Source organism: Aminobacter sp. MDW-2, from assembly GCF_014250155.1.
Taxonomy (GTDB): Bacteria; Pseudomonadota; Alphaproteobacteria; order Rhizobiales; family Rhizobiaceae; genus Aminobacter; species Aminobacter ciceronei.
Genome location: NZ_CP060197.1, coordinates 3,209,219 through 3,231,045, shown reverse-complemented (window position 1 = coordinate 3,231,045; position 21,827 = coordinate 3,209,219). Strand labels below are relative to the sequence as shown.

General features: G+C 63.6%; 22 protein-coding genes. 10 read left to right on the top strand and 12 right to left on the bottom strand.

Annotated elements, in window-relative coordinates:
* Positions 1-157: 157 nt before the first annotated feature.
* The 11 genes from H5P29_RS15805 to H5P29_RS15755 all read right to left on the bottom strand — a co-directional run bounded on the left by H5P29_RS15805 (position 158) and on the right by H5P29_RS15755 (position 12,031).
* The gene (locus tag H5P29_RS15805; protein WP_246340545.1) at positions 158-700 is read right to left on the bottom strand and encodes a PadR family transcriptional regulator; all 543 of its coding nucleotides are present in this window, start codon (positions 698-700) and stop codon (positions 158-160) included.
* Between the two features lie 291 nt (positions 701-991).
* The gene (locus H5P29_RS15800; RefSeq protein ID WP_246340547.1) at positions 992-1,438 is read right to left on the bottom strand and encodes a hypothetical protein; all 447 of its coding nucleotides are present in this window, start codon (positions 1,436-1,438) and stop codon (positions 992-994) included.
* 164 nt (positions 1,439-1,602) lie between these two features.
* On the bottom strand, positions 1,603-3,645 hold the full coding sequence (locus H5P29_RS15795) for a VWA domain-containing protein (RefSeq protein ID WP_067960977.1): 2,043 nt from the start codon (positions 3,643-3,645) through the stop codon (positions 1,603-1,605).
* 2 nt (positions 3,646-3,647) lie between these two features.
* Positions 3,648-4,208 (bottom strand): RNA polymerase sigma factor, encoded by a 561-nt coding sequence (locus tag H5P29_RS15790; RefSeq protein WP_067966374.1) that lies wholly within the window; start codon positions 4,206-4,208, stop codon positions 3,648-3,650.
* A 100-nt stretch (positions 4,209-4,308) separates the two neighbouring features.
* Positions 4,309-5,394, bottom strand: a complete 1,086-nt coding sequence (locus H5P29_RS15785; RefSeq protein ID WP_067960973.1) for a hypothetical protein — start codon at positions 5,392-5,394, stop codon at positions 4,309-4,311.
* Positions 5,395-5,509: 115 nt separating this feature from the next.
* Positions 5,510-6,688 (bottom strand): NAD(P)/FAD-dependent oxidoreductase, encoded by a 1,179-nt coding sequence (locus tag H5P29_RS15780; protein ID WP_067960970.1) that lies wholly within the window; start codon positions 6,686-6,688, stop codon positions 5,510-5,512.
* 113 nt (positions 6,689-6,801) lie between these two features.
* A complete protein-coding gene (locus H5P29_RS15775; RefSeq protein ID WP_067960967.1) occupies positions 6,802-7,533 on the bottom strand; it encodes a dienelactone hydrolase family protein in 732 nt (243 codons plus the stop codon).
* Positions 7,534-7,593: 60 nt separating this feature from the next.
* On the bottom strand, positions 7,594-8,904 hold the full coding sequence (locus tag H5P29_RS15770; RefSeq protein ID WP_154383925.1) for an MFS transporter: 1,311 nt from the start codon (positions 8,902-8,904) through the stop codon (positions 7,594-7,596).
* On the bottom strand, positions 8,901-9,578 hold the full coding sequence (locus H5P29_RS15765; protein WP_154383924.1) for a FadR/GntR family transcriptional regulator: 678 nt from the start codon (positions 9,576-9,578) through the stop codon (positions 8,901-8,903). Before H5P29_RS15765 ends, H5P29_RS15770 begins: the two co-directional genes overlap by 4 nt.
* Positions 9,579-9,676: 98 nt before the next feature.
* Complete coding sequence (locus H5P29_RS15760; RefSeq protein WP_154383923.1) at positions 9,677-10,360, bottom strand: 4Fe-4S dicluster domain-containing protein; 684 nt, start codon at positions 10,358-10,360, stop codon at positions 9,677-9,679.
* Between the two features lie 96 nt (positions 10,361-10,456).
* Positions 10,457-12,031 (bottom strand): trimethylamine methyltransferase family protein, encoded by a 1,575-nt coding sequence (locus H5P29_RS15755; protein WP_067960954.1) that lies wholly within the window; start codon positions 12,029-12,031, stop codon positions 10,457-10,459.
* A 267-nt stretch (positions 12,032-12,298) separates the two neighbouring features.
* Here H5P29_RS15755 and H5P29_RS15750 point away from each other — a divergent pair, with 267 nt between their 5' ends.
* Positions 12,299-12,997: a B12-binding domain-containing protein gene (locus tag H5P29_RS15750; RefSeq protein ID WP_067960949.1), complete on the top strand. Its 699-nt coding sequence runs from the start codon at positions 12,299-12,301 to the stop codon at positions 12,995-12,997.
* A 92-nt stretch (positions 12,998-13,089) separates the two neighbouring features.
* Here the strand turns inward: H5P29_RS15750 and H5P29_RS15745 are convergent, their stop codons facing one another.
* Entirely contained in the window at positions 13,090-13,224 is a 135-nt protein-coding gene (locus tag H5P29_RS15745; protein WP_067960946.1) for an entericidin A/B family lipoprotein, read from the bottom strand.
* A gap of 65 nt (positions 13,225-13,289) precedes the next feature.
* On the opposite strand from H5P29_RS15745, the gene H5P29_RS15740 reads away from it, so the two are divergent.
* The 9 genes from H5P29_RS15740 (at position 13,290) to H5P29_RS15700 (ending at position 21,549) form a co-directional block, all read left to right on the top strand.
* Positions 13,290-13,937: a DUF1638 domain-containing protein gene (locus H5P29_RS15740; RefSeq protein ID WP_154383922.1), complete on the top strand. Its 648-nt coding sequence runs from the start codon at positions 13,290-13,292 to the stop codon at positions 13,935-13,937.
* A 37-nt stretch (positions 13,938-13,974) separates the two neighbouring features.
* Positions 13,975-14,550 carry a DUF4893 domain-containing protein gene (locus H5P29_RS15735; RefSeq protein WP_067960942.1) on the top strand — a complete coding sequence of 192 codons (576 nt, stop codon included), beginning with the start codon at positions 13,975-13,977 and terminating at the stop codon, positions 14,548-14,550.
* Positions 14,551-14,678: 128 nt separating this feature from the next.
* A complete protein-coding gene (locus H5P29_RS15730) occupies positions 14,679-15,338 on the top strand; it encodes an exopolysaccharide biosynthesis protein (RefSeq protein ID WP_154383921.1) in 660 nt (219 codons plus the stop codon).
* A 5-nt stretch (positions 15,339-15,343) separates the two neighbouring features.
* Positions 15,344-16,111 carry a formyl transferase gene (locus H5P29_RS15725; RefSeq protein ID WP_154383920.1) on the top strand — a complete coding sequence of 256 codons (768 nt, stop codon included), beginning with the start codon at positions 15,344-15,346 and terminating at the stop codon, positions 16,109-16,111.
* A 137-nt stretch (positions 16,112-16,248) separates the two neighbouring features.
* Entirely contained in the window at positions 16,249-16,551 is a 303-nt protein-coding gene (locus tag H5P29_RS15720; RefSeq protein WP_115733777.1) for a virulence factor, read from the top strand.
* A complete protein-coding gene (locus H5P29_RS15715; RefSeq protein WP_067960936.1) occupies positions 16,544-17,128 on the top strand; it encodes a methylenetetrahydrofolate reductase C-terminal domain-containing protein in 585 nt (194 codons plus the stop codon). Before H5P29_RS15720 ends, H5P29_RS15715 begins: the two co-directional genes overlap by 8 nt.
* Entirely contained in the window at positions 17,125-18,225 is a 1,101-nt protein-coding gene (locus tag H5P29_RS15710; RefSeq protein WP_067960933.1) for a methylenetetrahydrofolate reductase, read from the top strand. Before H5P29_RS15715 ends, H5P29_RS15710 begins: the two co-directional genes overlap by 4 nt.
* Positions 18,226-18,302: 77 nt before the next feature.
* On the top strand, positions 18,303-19,271 hold the full coding sequence (locus tag H5P29_RS15705; RefSeq protein WP_067960930.1) for a methyltetrahydrofolate cobalamin methyltransferase: 969 nt from the start codon (positions 18,303-18,305) through the stop codon (positions 19,269-19,271).
* A gap of 169 nt (positions 19,272-19,440) precedes the next feature.
* Positions 19,441-21,549, top strand: a complete 2,109-nt coding sequence (locus tag H5P29_RS15700; RefSeq protein ID WP_067960928.1) for an ASKHA domain-containing protein — start codon at positions 19,441-19,443, stop codon at positions 21,547-21,549.
* Positions 21,550-21,827 lie beyond the last annotated feature (278 nt).

The following is a 21,827-nucleotide window of genomic DNA, read 5'->3' as shown; positions in this document are numbered from 1 at the left end:
TATTAGCCGGGGATCGTTGCGATCGGGTTCCGGGGCGAATTGGCTTTTGATTCAAATTGTCGGAAACGGCCCGCAAATCTGGCCTTTTCCTAGGTTTCACACAGAAAAAGCTCCCGCCTTGCGGCGGGAGCTTCAGACGTTACAAGACCTCGGGGAATCAAAGGTCTTCGAGGTCGCGACGGGCCTTCTTCAGGATCTCGCGCGCCTTCTCAGCCTGTACGGCGGTCAGCGAACCGCTGCGCAGTCGGCTGAACACAGCGAAGTTCAGCGCCTTGACTTCGTCGCCGAGGGCGACACCGCTGACCTGCGTCGAGTTTTCCTCGATCTGGCCATTGATCTTGGCGAGCTCGGCGGCGTTTTCATCGAGATATGCCTGGCCCGCCTCGGTGATCGAGTAGAGCTTCTTGTTGCCATTGGCGACGGAGACGACGAGGTCCGCCTCCTCCAGCATCTGCAGCATCGGATAGATCGCGCCCGGGCTCGGGCTGTAGGCGCCCTGGAACTTGGCCTCCAGCGCCTTGATGATGTCGTAGCCGTGGCGCGGCTCTTCGGCAATCAGGCCGAGCACGACCAGGCGCAGAGCGCCGGGATCGAACATGCGCGGGCCGCGGCCGCCGAAGGGACCGCCACGATGACGGCCGAAGGGACCGCCGCGGCCATGCCGGCCGCCGCCCCTGCCGCCTTCATTCTGGCCCGACATGGACCATTCTCCACGGCAACGATCGTTGAAATTCGGGTGGTTGAACATGTGAGTACCTCTCCAGGATGTTTGTTTCATGTCGCTATATCTATTCAAAGATATATCTTTTGCAAGATAGAACGTAGGGAATTTTTCGCGCCGCTCTGCGAACGCGTGCGGAAACATCCCGGAAGGGAGCGCCCTCCCAGTCCGATGAAAGTCGATTTCAGCTTGTTTTCAACCGCTTACGCCCGGATCGAGATGTCCTCGCAGGGCCACGCCGTTGTAACGGAATTTCGCTCCGTCCGGCACCTAGGCGCCGACAACCATGTCGCTCAGAACATGACTGAAGTGCTTTTCCTGCCGTTCCAGCCACGCGTAAGCCCGCGGCCAGTTGGCCGGATCTGTCATCGCGACCGGATGGTTGGACAGGTAGCACAGCGCGTACTCGCCGCGCAGGCTGACGCCAAGCGCCTTGCCCAATGCGGGCTCGAAGGCAATCAGCCGGTTCGCGGTTGTGGCATAACCCTCGCCGCGTTGGCCCCTGACGAACAGCCCGACGCTGCGATTGGTCAAATAGAGCGAAACCACCAGATCGTCGGCGATATGCCGCCAGCGCGAATAGAGGCTGCCATGGCGTATCCTGGGATCGTTGCGGCGGGCGAGATAACCGTCCCAGAAAACCTTGATCTCGCGCGACGACAGTGAGCGCAGCCCGCCATGCGCAATATCCCATTCGTCCAGTTGCCGGTCGGCCATCACCAGTCTCCGAAACACCACCCCAGCGATTTTCGGGTGGACGCCTAGAGATCACAAAAGAACGGCCGGCGGAAAGCCCCCTTTCCGCCGCCGGAGATCACAAAAGAATGGCCGGCGGAAAGCCCCCTTTCCGCCGGCCGGCCCACCTGCCCTTGCCTGTTGCCTTACTGCTTGTTGCCCTGGAGCGACGATGCCAGCCGCACCAGCGACAGGAATTCGGCGCGATAGCCATAGGGATCGGCACCGCGCGCCGCCGAGGCGATCTCGGCGATCCGGTCAAAGCCGAACCTGGCTGTCGCGTCCTCGTCGCGCAGTTTCTGGCCGAAGGCCGCAACCGCCACCGAGAACCGCTGATCGGTGCCGGCGCCGTCGAAGCTCGCGACTTCGTTCGTCTTCGTCACCGGCGTGGTGATCAGCTTGCTCACGTCGCCATCAGGCGCCTTGTAGCGGATCTTCACGAAAGCATACTCGTCGGCATCGGCGACGCCGCCATTGCCTGTCGAAGCCTGGCCGTAGCGCAACGGGTCCATCGCCAGCGACGGGCTGCCCTTGGGCGTGATCTCGTAGATCGCCGTCACCGAATGGCCGGAGCCGATCTCGCCGGCATCGACGCGATCGTTGTTGAAGTCCTCGCGATTGAGCGCACGGGTCTCGTAGCCGATGAGCCGATATTCGGCGACGGCAGCCGGATTGAACTCGACCTGTATCTTGACGTCCTTGGCAATCGGGAACAGCGTCGAGGAGGCATCCTGCACCAGCACCTTCTCGGCTTCGGCCAGCGTGTCGATATAGGCCGCCGTGCCGTTGCCGTTCTGGGCGATGGTCTGCATCATCTGGTCGTTGAGATTGCCGCGGCCGAAGCCGAACACCGACAGGAACACGCCCGACTTGCGCTTGTCCTCGATCAGCCGCTTGAGCTCGTCGTCATCGGTCTGGCCGACATTGAAGTCGCCGTCGGTCGCCAGCATCACACGATTGATGCCGTCCTTGACGAAGGATTTTTGCGCCAGCCGATAGGCTTCGCGAATGCCCGCTTCGCCGGCAGTCGAGCCGCCAGGGGCCAGCGTGTCGATGGCCGACAGTATCTTTTCCCGGTCCGACGCCTTGGTCGGTTCGAGCACGGTACCCGCGTTGCCGGCATAGGTGACGATCGAAACCGTGTCGTCGGCATTGAGCTTGTTGACCAGGAGGCGGAAGGCCGAGCGCAGCAACGGCAGCTTGTCCGGCTCGTCCATCGAGCCCGACACGTCGATCAGGAACACCAGATTGGCCTTCGGCTGCTCGGTCGGCTTGACGTCATAGCCCTTGATCGCGACGTGCATCAGCTTGCTGTGCTCGTTCCACGGCGTCGGCATGACGCTGACGGTGGTGTTGAACGGCGTGGCGATCGCCTCCGGCCCCTTCCAGTCATAGGGGAAGTAGTTGATCATTTCCTCGACCCGTACCGTGTCGGGCTGAGGCAGAACCCCTTCCTTCAGCAAACGGCGAGCGAAGGAATAAGAGGCTGTGTCGACATCGATGGAGAAGGTCGAGACCGGATCCTCAAGCGCCGAACGCACCGGATTGGTCTTGAAATCCTCGACGCGATCGCGGTTTTCCGGCGGGGCCATCGGCATGTCGGAGGGCGCGATCACGCCCTGCAGCTCGGTTGTCAGCGTCGGCGCGGACATGCGGCTCATCTGCGCTGCCGCGTCGGCCAGCGGCGCCGGCGCCGGCACGGCCGGCGCCGCCTCGTTCATGACATCAGCTTCTTCGGCTGCCGCTGTTGCCTCCGCCTTGGCCGCCTGCGAGGCGGCAGCCATCGGTTTGGCCGGCGCGGTCTGCGCCGCGCCTGAATCGGTCTTCTTCAACGCGGCGGCAAGCGGCTCCTTCAGGCGCCCGGAAGGCACATCGGCGATCTCCTGCTCGGCGCCGAAATTGAACGGCGAGCCCTCCATCAGATAGAATGTGGCATAGCCGGCGATCGGCAGGGCAACGAGACCGGCAAAGGCCGGCGCTGCAATCAGCTTCTTTTGCATGATGTCTCTCCAGAGCTTTCGTGCTCGTTCGGTGAGACGACCGGCATTGGCGGTTCCTTGGGTGGCCGCGGAATTTTTTTCGAGGTCGTAGGCCGCCATCGCCGCCGCAAGCGCGCGCGCCTTGGCCTCGCTGCCTGGAGCGGGCGTCGGAATGTTGCGCAGCATGTCGAGTTCGTTATCGTCGACCATGGTCACTCTTCCCCGGCCGAGCGCATGAGCAGCTTCAGCCGTTTCTTCGCTTCATGGATATGCCAGGACACGGTGGCCTCGGCGATCGCCATGGCATCCGCCGCTGCCGCATGGCTCAAGCCCTCGCCATAGACGAGAAGGATTGCGTCGCGCTGCTTGTCCGGCAGTTGCCTGACCGCCGCCCACATCCGCTCGGTCGGATCTTCCGCTTCCGGCCCGCCATCTCCCGCGACAAGCGCATGGACGCCATAGGCGGTGGTCTTCGCCGTCTCGCGCGCCGATTTGCGCTGCATGTCGCGCGCGGCATTCAGCGTCATCGCATAGAGCCATGTCGTGAAGGCGGCACCGCCGCGATAGTCGCGAATGGCCTGGCCCAGCCGCGCACAGACCTCTTGGGCAATGTCTTCAGCATCCGATCTGTTGCCGCACCAGCGCCAAGCGACACGGTGGACGAATCCGTAATGCCTTTCGACGAGTTCGCCGAAAGCTGTCCTGTCGCCATCGCACGCTCGTCCGACCAGATCGCCGTCGGAGGCTTCGCTTTCGTCCAGCATCATCGCCATCATTTGTCCGTTGGACGAAAGCTTTGAGGCAATCCTTGGGGTGCTGCGAAGAAAAATTTCCTCACCTCCCCAAGGCATGCCGGGCGGCGCGCCACCTCCGTCACGAGCCGGGGCAGACCAGCTTGACGCTTACCGTGTTCTTGCCGCTGACGGACATGCCGCCGGTGACATATTTGGCAAATGGCAAGGTGCTGACATCGTGGGACACCTCGGTGTCGACGGTGAAGCTCTCATTGGCGAAGACATTGCCGCCGTCGACTTCTCCTTGCGGCCGCATCGACATGCCATGGCCGCCCTTGCAGCGGATCTTCACGTCGCCCGGCCTGCCTTTCGACTTGTTGTCGAGAGCCATGGTCAACCCGTCGAGCTCCAGCGCCATGTCGATGTCGTCGTTGATCTGGCCGCTCGAAGTGCATGACATGCCGGCAATCCTGACGCTCTTGATCTGGCCTGCCCGCCGCGTTTTCCCCTTCAGCATCCATGTGTCGGACCCCGGCGAACTGTTGCCCTCCATCTCCACCGACTGGGTGACATAGGAGTAGGTCACGTCGAATTGCGGCCCCTTGATGCGCGGCTCGAGCTTTGCCTCGATGGTAACCGTCCCTTGGTCGACGATGCGCTTGAGCAATGCGCGTGTCGCCTTGGCCTGTTCGCGATAGCGCTCCGCTTCCTCAGCTGCGAAGTGGCTCGGCAGTCTGTCCCAGTAGACGGTGGCGATGTCTCTTGCGCATTTCGCCCGGTGAACAGCTTCGTGCTCGAGCGCGAAATCCGCGAGTTCCTTGCATTGCGAGCCTGCTTTCAAGGCTTCGAGCGCAGCGGGTTGCTGCTCGCAGCTGCCATATTTCATGTCGACCGTCGCTGGCCCGGTGTAACCATGGGCGGGACGGTGGGGTAAGCTGAACCTCCCCATGATTTCGGTCCGTTTCAGCGACGAGCGGTGATAGATGCTGACGTCGGAATCCGGATGCGTCGGGATTTTGTGCGCCTCGATCAGCGGGTCCTCGACTGCCTTGAGCTGTGCTGCCATGTCGGCGAAGAACTTTGCTGCGTAGTCGGCGTTTCTGAGTTCTTCCTGGACGCTTTGCAGGTTCTTGCACGAGCATTGTTGCTGGTCGGCCAAAACAGGCATCGCCAGCGCGCCGCCGAGCGCCAGCGAAACGGCAAACGCCTTGATTGTCGAGAACATCCGCACCACACCTTGTGATTGACTCAGGTGGCAGTCGGTATCGGAAACCTGTGTATCCGCAGGATGTTGCGATGCGGGTGCGTTGGATGCACAACGAAAACAGGGATGAGCAAGATCAGGCTGCCTGCCCGGCCGCCCAGCCCGACGACCATGCCCACTGGAAATTGTAGCCGCCGAGCCAGCCGGTGACGTCGACGACCTCGCCGATGAAGAATAGGCCCGGCACCGATTTCACCTGCATCGTCTTCTGGTCGAGCGACCTGGTGTCGACGCCGCCAAGCGTCACTTCCGCCGTACGATAACCCTCGGACCCGGCAGGCTTGATACGCCACTGATTGACAGCAGCATCGACGGCTTTCAGATGCGTATCATTCAGATCGGCGAGATTGCCGTTGAAGCCGAGCCGCTCGGCAATCGCCTGGGCCAGCTTCTTGGGCAGGTGGGCGGCGAGAACGGTCTGCACCGCCTGGCGCCCGTTGGCGCGCTTGGCCTCGCGCAGGATCGCCGCGACGTCGCTGCCCGGCAGCATCGAGATCGCGATTTCGTCGCCCTCGCGCCAGTAGGACGAGATCTGCAGGATCGACGGCCCGCTGATGCCGCGGTGGGTGAACAACATGGCTTCGGAGAAGCTGGTCTTGCCGCAGGCAACATCGGCATCGACAGCGATGCCGGCAAGCGGGGTCAATTTCTGCAAGGTGTTGGCGTCGAAGGTCAGCGGCACCAGCGCCGGCCGCGTCTCGACCACAGGCAGCCCGAACTGCGCAGCAATCTCGTAGCCGAAACCGGTCGCCCCCATCTTGGGGATAGACTTGCCGCCGCAGGCGACCACCAGCGACTTGCACGCGACCCGACTGCCGGAGACAAACAGCTCGAACCCGTCGGCCGTCCTGCTGATGTCCTCCACCGCGGTCGACAGCCTCAGCTCGGCGCCGTTTTCCCGCATTTCCTCGACCATCATCTCAATGATCTGGCGTGCCGAGCCGTCGCAGAACAGTTGGCCGAGCGTCTTCTCGTGATAGGCGATGCCGTAGCGCTCGACGAGGCCGATGAAATTGCGCTGGGTGTAGCGGCTCAGCGCCGAGATGCAGAAATGCGGGTTCTGCGACAGAAAATTCTTCGGGCTGGCGTGGATGTTGGTGAAGTTGCAGCGCCCGCCGCCGGAAATCCGTATCTTTTCGCCGGGCGCCGAAGCGTGATCGACGACCAGCACCGAGCGGCCGCGCTTGCCGGCTTCCACGGCGCACATCATGCCGGCCGCGCCGGCGCCGATCACCACGACATCAAAGGACTGCATTCCGGAGTGTTCCCGCTGGTCCGTCGCCGCCTTGCCGGCGCGCGAACCCTGGTTGTCGGATCAAGCTGTTCGGTGCCTGATAGCCGAAGCTGTCGGGATGGCAAAGTTGGAAGTTATGCCAGCGTTTCCTCAAACAACGCCGTCAGCCGCTTCCAGTGGCGTTCGGCACCGGCGGCATCGTAGACGCCGTGGTCGGATACGCACCAGCCATGGCCCATGCCGACATAGTTTTCGAGAATGTGGTCAACGCCGGCAGTGCGCAGGCTCTCGGCCAGGATTGCCGACTGTTCCGGCGGGAAGCTGCCGTCGACACCGGCAGAGCCGACATAGACACGCGCCTTGATCTTTGCGGCGCTGCGGTGTGGGCTATCGGTCGCATCGCTGGCCAGATTGCCGCCATGGAAGCTTGCCGCGGCCACGATGCGGCCCGGATGGGCGGCGGCAGCGTTGAGCGCACGCGAGCCGCCCATGCAATAGCCGACAGTGCCAATCGGGCCTGTTGCGCCGGCCTTTGCCAACGCGTCGATGAAGGAGGCCGTGTCGCGTGCGGTCATCTCCTGCGTCGTGCCGCCGATCAGGGCACGCAACTCGGTCCGCGTCTTCTCCTCGACGAAGGCCGTCTTGGCGTCGAACGGACCATAGGCGCCTGCACGATAGAACAGGTCGGGCACCAGCACCGCATAGCCGTGGCTGCCCAGCCGTTCGGCCATCTCGTCCAGCGCCGGGCGCGGACCGAAGGCATCCATATAGAGGATCACCCCGGCTTTCGCCTTGGCAGGTCCGAACAGCCCGGCCTTGCAAACGCCATCCGCCGTCCTGATCTCAATCTCGCGCTTGGTCGGCATGGCAAGGTTCCTTCTGTCTGCCCCGTCGCGAACATAGGGACTTCGGCCCGCCAGACAAGCTCAGGCGGCAATGGTCCGCTCGGTGCGCGCGCCGACATGCAGCGCCCTGCCCGCGCCCAGTCCCGTGATCGCAACGCCAAGGCCAAGGGCCACGAACAGCACCGAAGAGGCGGCGAAGCTGCCGGTCCAGTTGCGGATCAGCCCGACCAGCAGCGGGCCTATGGCCGCCAGCGTGTAGCCCACGCCCTGCGCCATGCCGGAGAGATGGGCCGCGACATGGGAATCCGGCGAGCGCAGCACGATCAGCGTCATGGCGGCGGCAATCAGCCCACCCTGGCCGATGCCCTGCAGCACGGCCCAGAACAGGGTCGTCGAGGTCGGCGCAAACAGGATGCCGAGCAATGCCGTTACGGCAGCCACGACGAGCGCCACATTGACGCCGCGCTGGTCCTTGCGGCGGATGGCGATCGAAGGCACGGCAAGGCAGGTCACAACCTGCGCCATGACCGACAGCGAGACGATCGCGCCGGCCGTCGTGGCATCGAAGCCGCGCTCGCGCAGGATCGGCGCCAGCCAGCCGAAGACGCAATAGGCGAGCGCCGACTGCAGCCCCATGAACAAGGTGACCTGCCAGGCCAACCGGTCGCGCCACAGGCCGACGACGCGGAAGCCGCTTTGGCTCGCCTGCCTGCGGCTGCCGAGCGCCTGCGGTGTCCAGATGAGCACCACGACGAAGGCGGGAACCGCCCAGGCAGCGAGCGCGCCAGACCAGGAGCCCGTCAACAGATGTTCTATGGGCAGTGTCAGCCCCGAGGCCGAAGCAGCACCAGCGCAAAGCGCCATCGTATAGAGCCCGGTCATCATCGCCGCCTTGTCGGGAAAGTCGCGCTTGACCAGCCCGGGCAAGAGCACGTTGCCGATGGCGATTGCGGCGCCGGCCATAAAGCTCGCGATGAACAGCAGCGGCACGGTGCCGAGACCACGAAGGACAGTGCCAAGGGCCAGCAGCGCCAGCGCAAACAGCAGCGTGCGCTCGGCGCCGAAGCGCTGCGCCAGCTTTGGCGCCAGCGGCGCGAACAGGCCGAGGCAGAGCACCGGCAGCGTCGTCAAAAGGCTGGCGCCGGCGGGCGACAGGCCGGTTGCCTGCATCACCTCCGGCAACAGCACGGAGAGGCTGGAAAAGATCGGCCTGAGATTGAAGGCGATCAGCACCAGGCTGGCGCCGAGCACAAAACGCGCCATGCCGCTGCGCAGGACGGGCGCCTGCGGTGCCGGCAGGCTGTCGATCTCGGCATCGACAAGCTGGTCGTCGAGACCATCGATGGCGACGGCCTCGGCAGGCCGGCCGGCCGGAACAAAGCTCTGGTTCATTGGTCAAGCAACCTGTCGAGTTCGAGAAGCACCGGCGCCATGAAGGCGCGGACTGCCGCGGCAGCCCTGTCCGGATCGCCGGAGGCGACGGCATCGACGATGGCCGCATGGGCCGGTGCGTCGGGCTCGGGCAGCTCGCCCGCCAGCGTCGCCTTGATCGTCTCGGCAATGGCGCCGGTGAAAAAATCGTAGAGCTCGATCATCGCCAGGTTGCCGGAAGCCTCGACCACCGACTTGTGGAAGGCGATGTCGCGGCGAATGAAGGCTTCGTGCCCGCCGTCGGCAACCGTGCCACGCGCCTCCAGCAAGCGGCGCATTTTCACCAGATCAGCTGGTGTGTGGCGCTGCGCTGCCAGCCGCGCCGCCTCCGCATCCAATGCGGCGCGTGTCTCCCACTGGTCGCGCAGGCCGGCGCGCTTGACACGATCCAGCGCCGCGGAAGGGTCGACCGCCGAGCGGACATAAGTACCAGACCCCTGGCGCGTATCGAGCAGGCCTTGCGAGACCAGGGCACGCACGGCCTCCCGCACCGTGCCACGGCTTACCGACAATAGGTCGGTCAGTGCAGCCTCATTGGGGATGCGTTCGCCGACGGCCCAGCGGCCGCTGACGATTTCGGCCCGCAGGCTGTCGGCGGCGCTGTCGGTGAGATTGGTTCGTGTGGCTGGCTGCATGGGTATATTCATCAAGTCATCTGATGACTTTGAATATGCTGGTCAGCTTGCAAGAGCAATATGCGTGCCAGAAAAGCGATTGGGCCAGCGGGTCGGGATCAGAGGCCGGCGTAGCTCTTCATGTGAAAGGCCTGCACATCGGCCGGATAACGATACGCAACCCCGTAGGGACAGGCGTTGCGATCGAGGCAGCCTTGCGTTCGGCACCCCCCACCCGAGGCGCCGCGTACATGCTCCAGGCATCGCTCATAGGCGAAACCCGCCTCCGAATAGGCATCGACGGGACAGGCTTTAAGACAGGGTTTTCCTGGGCATAGGTCGCAAAGGTGATTCTGTTCGCGAACTTCGGCGAACTCAAGTTCGGCCTCGAACAGCAGCGCCCCGCGATAGGCATGCCAGAGCCCATATTCGGGGTGCATCAGAATGCCCAACGGCGACGGCCTGAGGCCTTCCGCGTGCATCGCCCATTGCTGAAACGGCAGATAGGGCTTGTCGGACGGCGACACCGCGTGCGCGCCAAACTCACGCGCGACATCGCCGATCACCTCGCGCGCCCAGCTGTCGAGCGGATTTTCGAGGTCAGCCGGCTGCGCCTCGCGCCAGCGCAGGAAGTACGGCCAGACGGCCGCCCCTGCCTGCCCCACCAGCAACACCGACCGCGCCGGCTTGCCCACCGGACCGCCCGGTGCTGGGTTGCTGTGGTCAAAAGCAAAACCGCCGCGCTGGATGAGGCCGTGACCGGCCAGCGCGGCGGAAATCTCATCAAGGTCGGGGGACGTCAAGCGTCACCCCTTCTTGTCCGGATCGGAGAATGCGCTCCGCCAGACTTCCTTGTGAATGATGCTGGCGACTTTAGCCCCGCCTGAAACGGGCTCCTTTCACGTGAAGGCGTCGGGCATCGACGCCTTCTTCGCAGCAATGAAGTCCTTGAGGCCGTCGTCGATGCTGGGATCGAGATACGGCGCCTCGTAGCTTTCGAGCCAGCGGCGGGCGAGCTCGTTGGCACGCTGCGGTGCCGTCTTCTGTCCTTCGGCCAGCCACTGCTCGTAGGAATTGTTGTCGGCGATGCTCGAGCGGTAGAACGCGGTCTGGAAGTTCGCCTGGGTATGGTCGCAGCCGAGATAGTGGCTGCCGGGCCCGACCTGGCGGATGGCGTCCATGGCCTGGCCGTTTTCGGAGAGATCGACGCCCTCGGCAAATTTCTGCTGCATGCCGAGCTGGTCGATGTCCATCATGAACTTCTCGTAGCACGAGGCGAGACCACCCTCGAGCCAGCCGGCCGAATGCAGCACAAAATTGGTGCCAGCCAAAAGCGTCGAGTTCAGCGTGTTGGCGCTTTCATAGGCCGCCTGCGCGTCCGGGACCTTCGAAGCGCAGAGCGAGCCGCCGGTGCGGAACGGCAGGCCGAGGCGGCGCGCCAGCTGGGCGGCGCCGTAGGACACCAGCGTCGGCTCCGGCGTACCGAAGGTCGGCGCACCCGACTGCATCGAGATCGACGAGGCGAAGGTGCCGAACAGCACCGGGGCGCCCTTGCGGATCAGCTGGGTGAACGAAGCGCCGGCCAGCACCTCAGCCAGAACCTGGGTCAGCGTACCGGCAACCGTCACCGGGCTCATTGCGCCGGCCAGAATGAACGGCGTCACGATGCAGGCCTGGTTGTGGCGCGCATAGACCTTGGCCGCGCCCAGCATAGTCTCGTCGAAGACCATCGGCGAGTTGGCATTGATCAGGCTGGTCAGAACCGTGTTGTTCTCGACGAAGTCGTCGCCGAACACGATCTTGGCCATCGCCACCGTGTCCTCGGCGCGTTCGGGTGCGGTCACCGAGCCCATGAACGGTTTGTCGGAATATTTGATGTGGCTGTAGACCATGTCGAGGTGGCGCTTGTTGACAGGCACATCGACAGGCTCGCACACCGTGCCGCCCGAATGGTGGATCGACGGCGCCATATAGGCCAGCTTCACGAAGTTGCGAAAATCCTCGATCGTCGCGTAGCGCCTGTTGCCGTCGAGGTCGCGCACGAAGGGCGGGCCGTAGACCGGCGCAAAGACGGTAGCATCGCCGCCGATCTGCACCGAACGCTCAGGGTTGCGCGCATGCTGGGTGTAAACAGAAGGCGCCGTCTTCAGCAGTTCGCGGCACAGCCCCTTGGGGAAGTGGACCCGTTCGCCCTTGACGTCGGCGCCGGCTTCCTTCCACAAAGCCAGCGCTTCGGCGTCGTCGCGGAACTCGATGCCGATTTCTTCCAGCACCGTGTCGGCGTTCTTCTCGATGAGGGCGAGGCCCTCCTCGTTGAGCACCTCATACACGTTCACCTTGCGCTTGATGTAGGTGAGCTGCGTGCCCGGCCCGCCACCGCTGCGTGCTGCGCGTCGCGCAGCCGCGCCACCGCTTGCGCCACGCCCGCGCCTGCCGCCCGCTTGTTCCTGCTCGACTGCCGCGTCTTCGCCCATGGCTCTGCCTTCCGTAAGAATCCGTTTTTCGCCGCCCATGCGGCTCTACGACGGATCGTAATCATGCACCCATATCGAAACGGCTCGCCAGCGCCAACGCCTGTCGCAAAATCGACAAGCCGACAGCCAAGACGACAGCCGGACTGCCAGTCGCTTTCGTTTTGCAGGAGGTCGCAAATCAGCTATGGATTTGCGGCACTTGCAAGCTAGGTATAGCGCAACATCAGCAAGCCGCACTTTAGCGCTGCCTCGAGGGAGCCTTAGAAGATGTCCGACGACGAAATCATCCTGTCCGAGCTTTCCGACGACGAACTCGTGCAGCAGATGCACGACGACCTGTATGACGGGCTCAAGGAAGAAATCGAGGAAGGGACCAACATCCTGCTCGAGCGTGGCTGGGCGCCCTACAAGGTGCTCACCGAAGCACTGGTCGAAGGCATGCGCATCGTCGGCGAGGATTTCCGCGACGGCATTCTGTTCGTGCCGGAAGTATTGCTCTCGGCCAACGCCATGAAGGCGGGCATGCACATCCTGCGCCCGCTGCTCGCCGCCACCGGCGCTCCCAAGCAGGGCAAGATGGTGATCGGCACCGTCAAGGGCGACATTCACGACATCGGCAAGAACCTCGTCGGCATGATGATGGAAGGCGCCGGCTTCGACGTCATCGACCTCGGCATCAACAATCCGGTCGAGAATTATCTCAATGCGATCGAAGAGCATCAGCCCGACATCATCGGCATGTCGGCGCTGCTGACCACGACCATGCCCTACATGAAAGTCGTCATCGACACGATGAAGGAAAAGGGCATCCGCGACGACTATGTCGTGCTGGTCGGCGGCGCGCCGCTCAACGAGGAATTCGGCAAGGCCGTCGGTGCCGACGCCTATTGCCGCGATGCGGCTGTGGCTGTCGAAACCGCCAAGGACTACATGAAGCGCAAGCACAACCTGCGCGCGGCCGGCTGACGACAAAGGGCCGCCCCTTGCGGCGCGGCCCTTTCATTGCGATCTGGCCGATCTGAGTTCGGCCAATCTGAGAAATGCGGCGGTATGGTGCCTTATTGGACTGTGTCCTCGATGGCGTTCGCCGTACCTTTGACATCCTTGCCGACGCCGCGAATGGTGTTGGCGCAGGAGGCCAGTGCAAGCGCGCAGGCAATGACGGCGATCGGTGCCAGACGTGACAGTTTCATGGACGGTGTCTCCCTCTCTCGATAAACTTCGTCCTAGAGCAACGAAGGCCGGATCGACTGGTTCCATGGCCGCAAAGCAGACAACGAAACCCGACGTCGAAGACAGGCTGCTGGTCATAGGCTGCGGCATGATTGCGCGCGAGGTTTTGGCGGTCAAGCAGCAGCTCGCGCTCGATCATCTCGAGCTGACCTGCCTGCCGGCCGATTTCCATTTCCACCCCAGCCGGATCGCGCCTGCCATGGACCAGGCGATCACCGAAGCGAAGGCGGAGGGGTATCGGCACATCTATGTCGGCTATGCCGACTGCGGCACCGGCGGCCTGCTCGACCGTGTCTGCGAAAAGCATGGCGTCGAGCGCATCGCCGGCCCGCATTGCTTTGCCTTCTACCAGGGTGCTGCTGCCTATGCGCAAGTCGGCGAGGCCGACATGATGTCGTTCTACATGACCGATTTCCTCTGTCGGCAGTTCGATGCCTTCTTCATCAAGCCGCTCGGCCTCGACCGACATCCCGAGCTGATGAAGGACTATTTCGGCAACTACGAGAAGCTGATCTACCTCGCCCAGACCGACGACCCCGCGCTCGACAAGGTCGCCGAGGATGCCGCCAGAATGCTCGGCCTCGTCTACGAGCGTCGCGCCACCGGCTATGGCGACCTGCCCGAGGCCCTTGCCAACGCAGCGGACGCTGCGGCACATCATCAAAGAGCCTGATTCCTCCCCTGAGGTTCGACCTTTACAGAGGTTTGCCATGGCTTTTCGACGACTGATTCTTGCTGCTGCTCTAGCAACCACGGCGACCTTCACGCATGCCGACGGCGTGGTGCAGAAGCTGATCACACCGGCAGACAAGGCCAGACTCGAAAAGTACGAAGCCACGCGTAAGGGAGCGCTTCAGGAGGCCAAGGCAGGCCAGGCACGCGAGGTCGCCGTGCTCGACGCGATCGTCGCCAAAAAGCCCATGTCGTTTTCCGATTTCGACATGACCGGCAACTGGCAGTGCCGCACCATCAAGGCCGGCGGCCTCGGCCCGCTCGTCGTCTACGGCTGGTTCAAATGCAAGGTCAGCGACGACGGCTCGGGCTGGATGCTGGAAAAGATTTCCGGCTCGCAGCGCACCAAGGGCCGCTTCTATACCGACGGCGACAGCAGACTGATCTATCTCGGCTCCGGCTTTGTCTCGGGCGAAAAGCCCAAGGCCTATGGCCGTGGCCCAGATACCGACCAGGTCGGCTATGCCTTCCGCAGCGGGCAGGCAGAATGGCGCATCGAGTTTCCGGCGCCGCGATACGAATCAAAGCTGGACATCATCGAATTCCGCCGTTGATGTTGCATTCTGCGCGAAGCGACATCACATTCGCACCCTCCGGGGTCATCAAGGATTAACCTGGCCGTCGCACACTGCGATGGGGATTGGCGCGTTGGAAAGCGGGCCGCAAGTGGGCTGAAGGCTGAATGTTAGGGCAAGACAAGCAAACCGACGCAGGCGAATTCGATGCGGCGCCGAAGCGCCGTCGTGGCCGGCGCTTGTCAGCGATCTTCGCCCAGCTCGCCCGCGACGCCAAAGGCAGCATCTCGATCGGCGACATCAGGGACACGCTGGGCAAGCGCAGTTTCGCGCCGCTTCTGGTGCTGTTTGCCGCCTTCAACATGCTGCCGCTGCCACCGGGCGCCTCGGCGGTGCTTGGCCTGCCGCTGCTGATCGTCGCAGCACAGATGGCCTTCGGCAGCAATCGCGCCTGGCTGCCCGACTTCATCACCCAGCGCTCGCTGTCGGCCGAACAGTTCCGCACGGTCACTGACTGGGTCGTTCCCAGGCTGATCCGCCTTGAGCAAGTGGTGCGTCCGCGCTACTGGCCGTTCTGGCGCAAGCGCGGGGACCGCGTCATCGGCATCATCGCGCTTGTTCTATCCGTTTCGATCACGCTCCCGATCCCGTTCGGCAATTGGCTGCCGGCCTTTGCCACGGCGCTGCTCGGCCTGGCGTTGTCGGAACGCGACGGTATTCTGTTTGCCGTCGGCAGCGTCGTCGGCGTGGCATCGCTTGCCGTCGTTTGTGCGGTCGTCGGCGGCGCCGGCATTGCCACGCACGCCTTCCTGGCCTGGCTGGGGTAGACTGAATGGATCGCAGGCCGATCGTCTTCGTGACTGAAGGCGGCGAACATATCTGGGCAATCATCAACAGCCTGACCGATCGCTTCGGCCCCGTCACTGTCGTTCTGGAAACGCCCTACCCCAAGCGTGAACTGATGAGGCGCCGCGCCAAAAAACTCGGCTGGATCTCGGTCGCCGGTCAGTTGGGCACCATGGTGCTCATCCGTGCAGCCAAGAGTCTCGTGAGCGGTGGCATCGAGCGCATTATTGCTGATGAAAAGCTGGAAATCGTGCCGCGCGCCAGCCAGGAGATCGTTCCGGTCTCCTCCGCCAATGCCCCCGAACTGATCGACGTCGTCCGCAAGCTGGAACCAGCGGTGATGTTCCTCGCCAGCTGCCGGCTGTTGTCGGCCAGGACGCTTGCCGCCATCCCCTGCCCTGTCATCAACTATCACTCCGGCATCAATCCGAAATACCGCGGCATGAACGGCGGCTATTGGGCGCTTGCCACCGGCGACCACGGCAATTTCGGCTCGACAGTACATATCGTCGATGCCGGTGTAGACACCGGCTCCGTCCTCTACCAGGCACGCGGAATTCCTGGAAAAGGCGACACTATCGCGAGCTACGCGATGCGCCAGGCTGCCTTTTCCCGCGACATCTGCATCCGGGCCGTCGAGGACGTGCTTGCCGGCCGAATGACGCCGATCGACACCGGCCTCCCATCACGCCAATGGTACCATCCGACCATCTGGCAGTATCTCTGGACGGGCATCCGCCGCGGCGTCTGGTAGACGCGTCTGCGGCAATCCTCACTTTATCTTTTTGCGACAGGAGATCGCGTCGCTTTTGAATGCGCGCGCGTCGTCCCATAACAAGCGGCACCCGCATGGTTGCGGCAATGCTCAACGTCATCGAAAGCGAGACCGAAATGGCCGACCTGATCATCGTCTACTGGCGCGACATCCCTGCACAGGTGATCGTCAAGAAGGGCCGGCAGAATGCCAAGCGCGAATTGCCGCTGCGCTTTACCGAAGCGATCGACATGTGCGCGATGCGCACCGGTGCCGGCGACACCGACGCCTATCTGGCGGAGTGGCGCAAGGCCGACCCGGTTCCGGTCAGCGACGACCTCGAGGCGGAAGCCGACAAGGCGATGGCCGAGATCGATGCAAATTTCACACGCGAGCGGCTGGTCGCTCTCGTCAAGGCAGGCGGCAAGGAAGATGGTTGATACCCAGCCGACAGTAACCCAGGCGACCTTGGTCAAGAAGGCCGCGCCCAAAAGCGACTACAAGCCGGCCGACGTATCGCCGCAGCGGCGCGTCCAGCGCAGCTACACGATCAGGCTGTGGTCGATCCGCCACTCGCGCCTGCTTGAATGGTTCTACAGCCGCTTCGCCGACGCCTTCCTGCTGCTCCATCCCCTGTGGAAGGGCATCGGCTATGGCCGTGTCGAGGCCCCGATCAAGTTCGTCGAGAAGCGGGTCAAGGGACTGATGTTCGACTGCCGGATGTGCGGCCAGTGCGTCTTGTCGTCGACCGGAATGTCGTGCCCGATGAACTGCCCCAAGCAGCTGCGCAACGGCCCCTGCGGCGGCGTCCGCGCCAACGGCAATTGCGAGGTCGAGCCCGACATGCCCTGCGTCTGGGTCAAGGCCTGGGAAGGCTCGCGCAACATGGTCAATGGCGACGCCATCCTCAACGTCCAGAAGCCGGTCGACCAGTCGCTGCGCGAAACTTCGGCCTGGCTGAGGGTGACCGCTCAGGCTGCCGCAACGCGCGAAACTGCCAGCAAGGAAGTCGCATGACCCCGCCGCGCCCGCGCCAGACCGACGAGCATCCCGATGGCATCGACCTGCCGCTCGACCCCCTGCCCGGCCACTCCTCGCGCGGCCGCCTGGAGCGCGTGCTGCGCCGGGGCGAATTCGCCGTCACCACCGAACTGAATCCGCCCGACAGCGCCGACCCCGAAGACGTCTACAACCGCGCCAAGATCTTCGACGGCTGGGTCGACGGCATCAACGCGGTCGATGCTTCTGGTGCCAATTGCCACATGTCGTCGGTCGGCATCTGTGCTCTGCTCACCCGCATGGGCTACGCACCGATCATGCAGATTGCCTGCCGTGACAAGAACCGCATCGCCATCCAGGGCGACGTGCTCGGCGCGGCCGCCATGGGCGTGGCCAACATCCTGTGCCTGACCGGCGACGGCGTGCAGGCCGGCGACCAACCCGGCGCCAAGCCGGTGTTCGACCTCGACTCGACATCGCTGCTCGAAACCGTGCGCATCATGCGCGACAATGGAAAGTTCCTGTCGGGCCGCAAGCTGACCACGCCACCGCAGCTCTTCCTTGGCGCCGCAGTCAACCCTTTCGCCCCGCCCTATGATTTCAGGCCTGTTCATCTCGGCAAGAAAATCGCCGCCGGCGCACAGTTCGTGCAGAGCCAGTACTGCTTCGACGTGCCGATGTTCCGCACCTTCATGAACCGCGTGCGCGATCTCGGTTATGACGAGAAATGCTACATCCTGGTCGGTGTCGGCCCGCTTGCCTCGGCCAAGACAGCCAAGTGGATCCGCGCCAACGTGCCGGGCATCCACATCCCGGATACAGTCATCAAGCGTCTGGAAGGCGCCCAGGACCAGAAGAAGGAAGGCAAGCAGCTCTGCATCGACATCATCAACGAGGTCAAGGAGATACCTGGCGTATCGGGAGTCCACGTGATGGCCTACCGGCAGGAGGAATATGTCGCCGAGATCGTCGATGAATCGGGCGTACTGAAGGGTCGCCGGCCATGGAAACGCGAGGCCCGTGCCGACGACCAGCGTGTCGCCGAGCGGCTCGAGCACATCCTGCACGACGACGTTACCGAATCGCAGGTCGACATGGTGAAGACCGCGCACTGACAGGCAGGCGCGACTGCCGCGCTTGAACGAAACCAGACAACGATATAAAGAAATCTTTATATCTTAGGGAGAACTTCATGACCCGCACGATCGTCGCCTCGGCGACCCGCGAAATCATCATCGGTTTCGATCAGCCTTTCTGCGTCATTGGCGAACGAATCAATCCGACCGGCCGCAAGAAGCTGGCCGCCGAGATGGTTGCCGGCAATTTCGAGACCGTCATCAAGGACGCCCTGGAACAGGCCGCCTGCGGCGCGACGATGCTGGACATCAATGCCGGCGTGACGGCGGTCGATCCGAATGCGACCGAACCGGCGCTTCTGGTGCAGACGCTCGAGATCGTCCAGAACCTGGTCGACCTGCCGCTGGCGATCGACAGCTCGGTGTCGGCGGCGATCGAGGCCGCCCTCAAGGTTGCCAAGGGCCGCCCGCTCGTCAACTCCGTCACCGGCGAGGAAGAGAAGCTCGAGGCGATCCTGCCGCTGGTCAAGAAGTACAACGTCCCGGTCGTCGCCATCTCCAATGACGAGACCGGCATCTCGATGGATCCCGACGTCCGCTTTGCGGTTGCCAAGAAGATCGTCGAACGTTGCGCCGATTTCGGTATTCCCGCCCATGACGTGGTCGTCGATCCGCTCGTCATGCCGATCGGCGCGCTTGGCGATGCCGGCCGCCAGGTCTTCGCGCTGCTGCGCCGCCTGCGTGAAGAGCTCAAGGTCAACACCACCTGCGGACTGTCCAACATCTCGTTCGGCCTGCCGCACCGCCACGGAATCAACGCCGCCTTCATCCCGATGGTCATCGGCGCCGGCATGACCTCGGCGATCATGAACCCGGTTCGTCCGCAGGAAATGGAAGCGGTGCGCGGTGCCAACGTGCTCAACGGCACCGACGAGCACTGCACCCACTGGATCAAGACCTACAAGGACTACAAGCCATCGGAGGGCGGCCACGCCGTTGCAGCTCCCGTCGCCGTCAGCGCACCGGGTGACGCCGCCGGCGGCCGCCGCCGCGGCGGCCGTGAAGCCCGCATGGCGCGCGGCTGAGATCAGTCGTGGGACACGACGCGCTCCATTTTCCCCCAGTCGTCCTGTCGGACGGGGAAGCTGAGCCGTCGCATGATTTTCCTTCCCCCCGCACGCGGGGGGAAGTTGCCGGCAGGCAGATGAGGGGCAACCCGATCGCCATAAGGTCGGTGCATTCCGGAGCATTGCAATGAACTCTCCCGCCAACATCACCGATCCGCTTGTCCTGTTCATGCCTTCGGGCAAGCGCGGCCGGTTTCCGGTGGGAACGCCCGTGCTCGACGCGGCGCGTACGCTTGGCGTCTATGTCGAAAGCGTGTGCGGCGGACGCGCCACCTGCGGCCGCTGCCAGGTCGAGGTGCAGGAAGGCAATTTCGCCAAGCACAAGATCATCTCGTCGAACGACCACATCTCGCCCAAGGGCCCGAAGGAAGAGCGCTACGAGCGCGTTCGCGGCCTGCCTGAGGGCCGGCGCCTGTCATGTTCGGCGACGATCCAGGGCGACCTCGTCATCGACGTACCACAGGACACCGTCATCAACGCGCAGGTCGTGCGCAAGGCAGCCACCGATCGCGTCATCGAGCGCAATGCCGCCGTCCAGCTCTGCTATGTCGAGCTGGAGGAGCCCGACATGCACAAGCCGCTCGGCGACCTCGACCGCCTCAAGGTGGCACTCGAAAAGGACTGGGGCTGGAAGGACCTGCTGGTAGCCCCCCACCTCATCGCCCAGGTCCAGAAGATCCTGCGCACCAAGCTGCCCGACCAGCCGGAGGTTACGCCCGGCAAATGGGGCGTGACCGCGGTAGTCCACCGCGACATGGATTCCTCGCGCCCCTTCATCATCGGCCTGTTCCCCGGCTTGAAGAACGAGGCCTATGGCATCGCCTGCGACATCGGCTCGACGACCATCGCCATGCATCTGGTGTCGCTTTTGTCCGGCCGCATCGCTTCTTCGTCAGGCACGTCCAATCCGCAGATCCGCTTCGGCGAAGATCTGATGAGCCGCGTCTCCTATGTGATGATGAACCCCGACGGTCGCGAAGCCATGACCAAGGCCGTGCGCGAGGCCGTCAACGGGCTCATCGGCAAGGTCTGCGAGGAAGGCCAGGCCAACCGCGACGACATCTTCGACTGCGTCTTCGTCGCCAATCCGATCATGCATCACCTGTTCCTCGGCATCGACCCGACGGAACTCGGCCAGGCGCCGTTCGCGCTCGCCGTTTCAGGCGCGCTGCAATTCTGGGCGCATGAGATCGACATCGAGGTCAATCGCGGCGCGCGTCTCTACACCTTGCCCTGTATCGCCGGGCACGTCGGCGCGGATGCTGCCGGTGCGACCTTGTCCGAGGGACCGTACCGCCAGGACAAGATGATGCTGCTGGTTGATGTCGGCACCAATGCCGAGATCATTCTCGGCAACCGGAACCGGGTCGTCGCCGCGTCCTCGCCCACCGGCCCGGCCTTCGAAGGCGCCGAAATCTCTTCTGGCCAACGTGCAGCCCCTGGCGCCATCGAGCGCGTGCGCATCGACCCTGAGACGCTGGAGCCGAAATACCGCGTCATCGGCACCGACAAATGGTCGGACGAGGAAGGCTTCGACGAGGCATCGTGGACCACCGGCGTCACCGGCATCTGCGGCTCGGCGATCATCGAGGTGGTGGCGGAGATGTACCTGTCTGGCATCATCTCCGAAGATGGCGTCATCGATGGATCGATGGCTGAGAAAAGCCCGCGCATCATCCCGAACGGCCGCACCTTCTCCTATCTGCTGCGCGAAGGCCGCCAGGGCGAGCCACGCATTACCGTTACCCAGAACGACGTCCGCGCCATCCAGCTTGCCAAGGCAGCTCTCTATGCCGGCGTGAAGCTGCTGATGGAAAAACAGGGCGTCGAGACCGTCGACACCATCCGCTTCGCCGGCGCCTTCGGCTCCTTCATCGATCCGAAATACGCAATGGTGCTCGGCCTGATCCCCGATTGCGACCTCGACGAGGTCAAGGCGGTCGGCAACGCCGCCGGCACCGGCGCGCTAATGGCGCTGCTCAACCGCAATCACCGCCGCGAGATCGAGACGGAGGTCGGCCAGATCGAAAAGATCGAGACCGCGCTCGAGCCGCACTTCCAGCAGCTATTCATCGACGCCATGGCGCTGCCCAACAAGGTCGATCCATTCCCCAAGCTGCAGGCCGCGGTCAAGCTACCGCCGCGCAAGGCGGCAAGCGTCGAAGGCGAGCTTTCCGACGGTGCACCACGCCGCCGGTCTCGCGAGGAACGCGCCGCGCGTCGCTCCCGCGACTGAACCACAAGGACATCTGCCCAACCGGCGCTTCGACGAGGTTTTCCGCGCCTCGCCGGAGCGCTGTTGCGCTATGATGCACGTATCGGGTGTGTTTCAGCTAGGCAACCATTCGACCTAAAGTTGCCGCTCATACGAAATCGATACGAAACAATCCCGAACTAGTTTCTGCTCGTCAGCCGCCAGCGAGCTTCGCCTCTCAGGCGGTAAACGTGCATGGCCTCGAAGATCGAATTCGGTTTTTGGAATGGATCAGGCACCGATTCACACGAACCACAGCG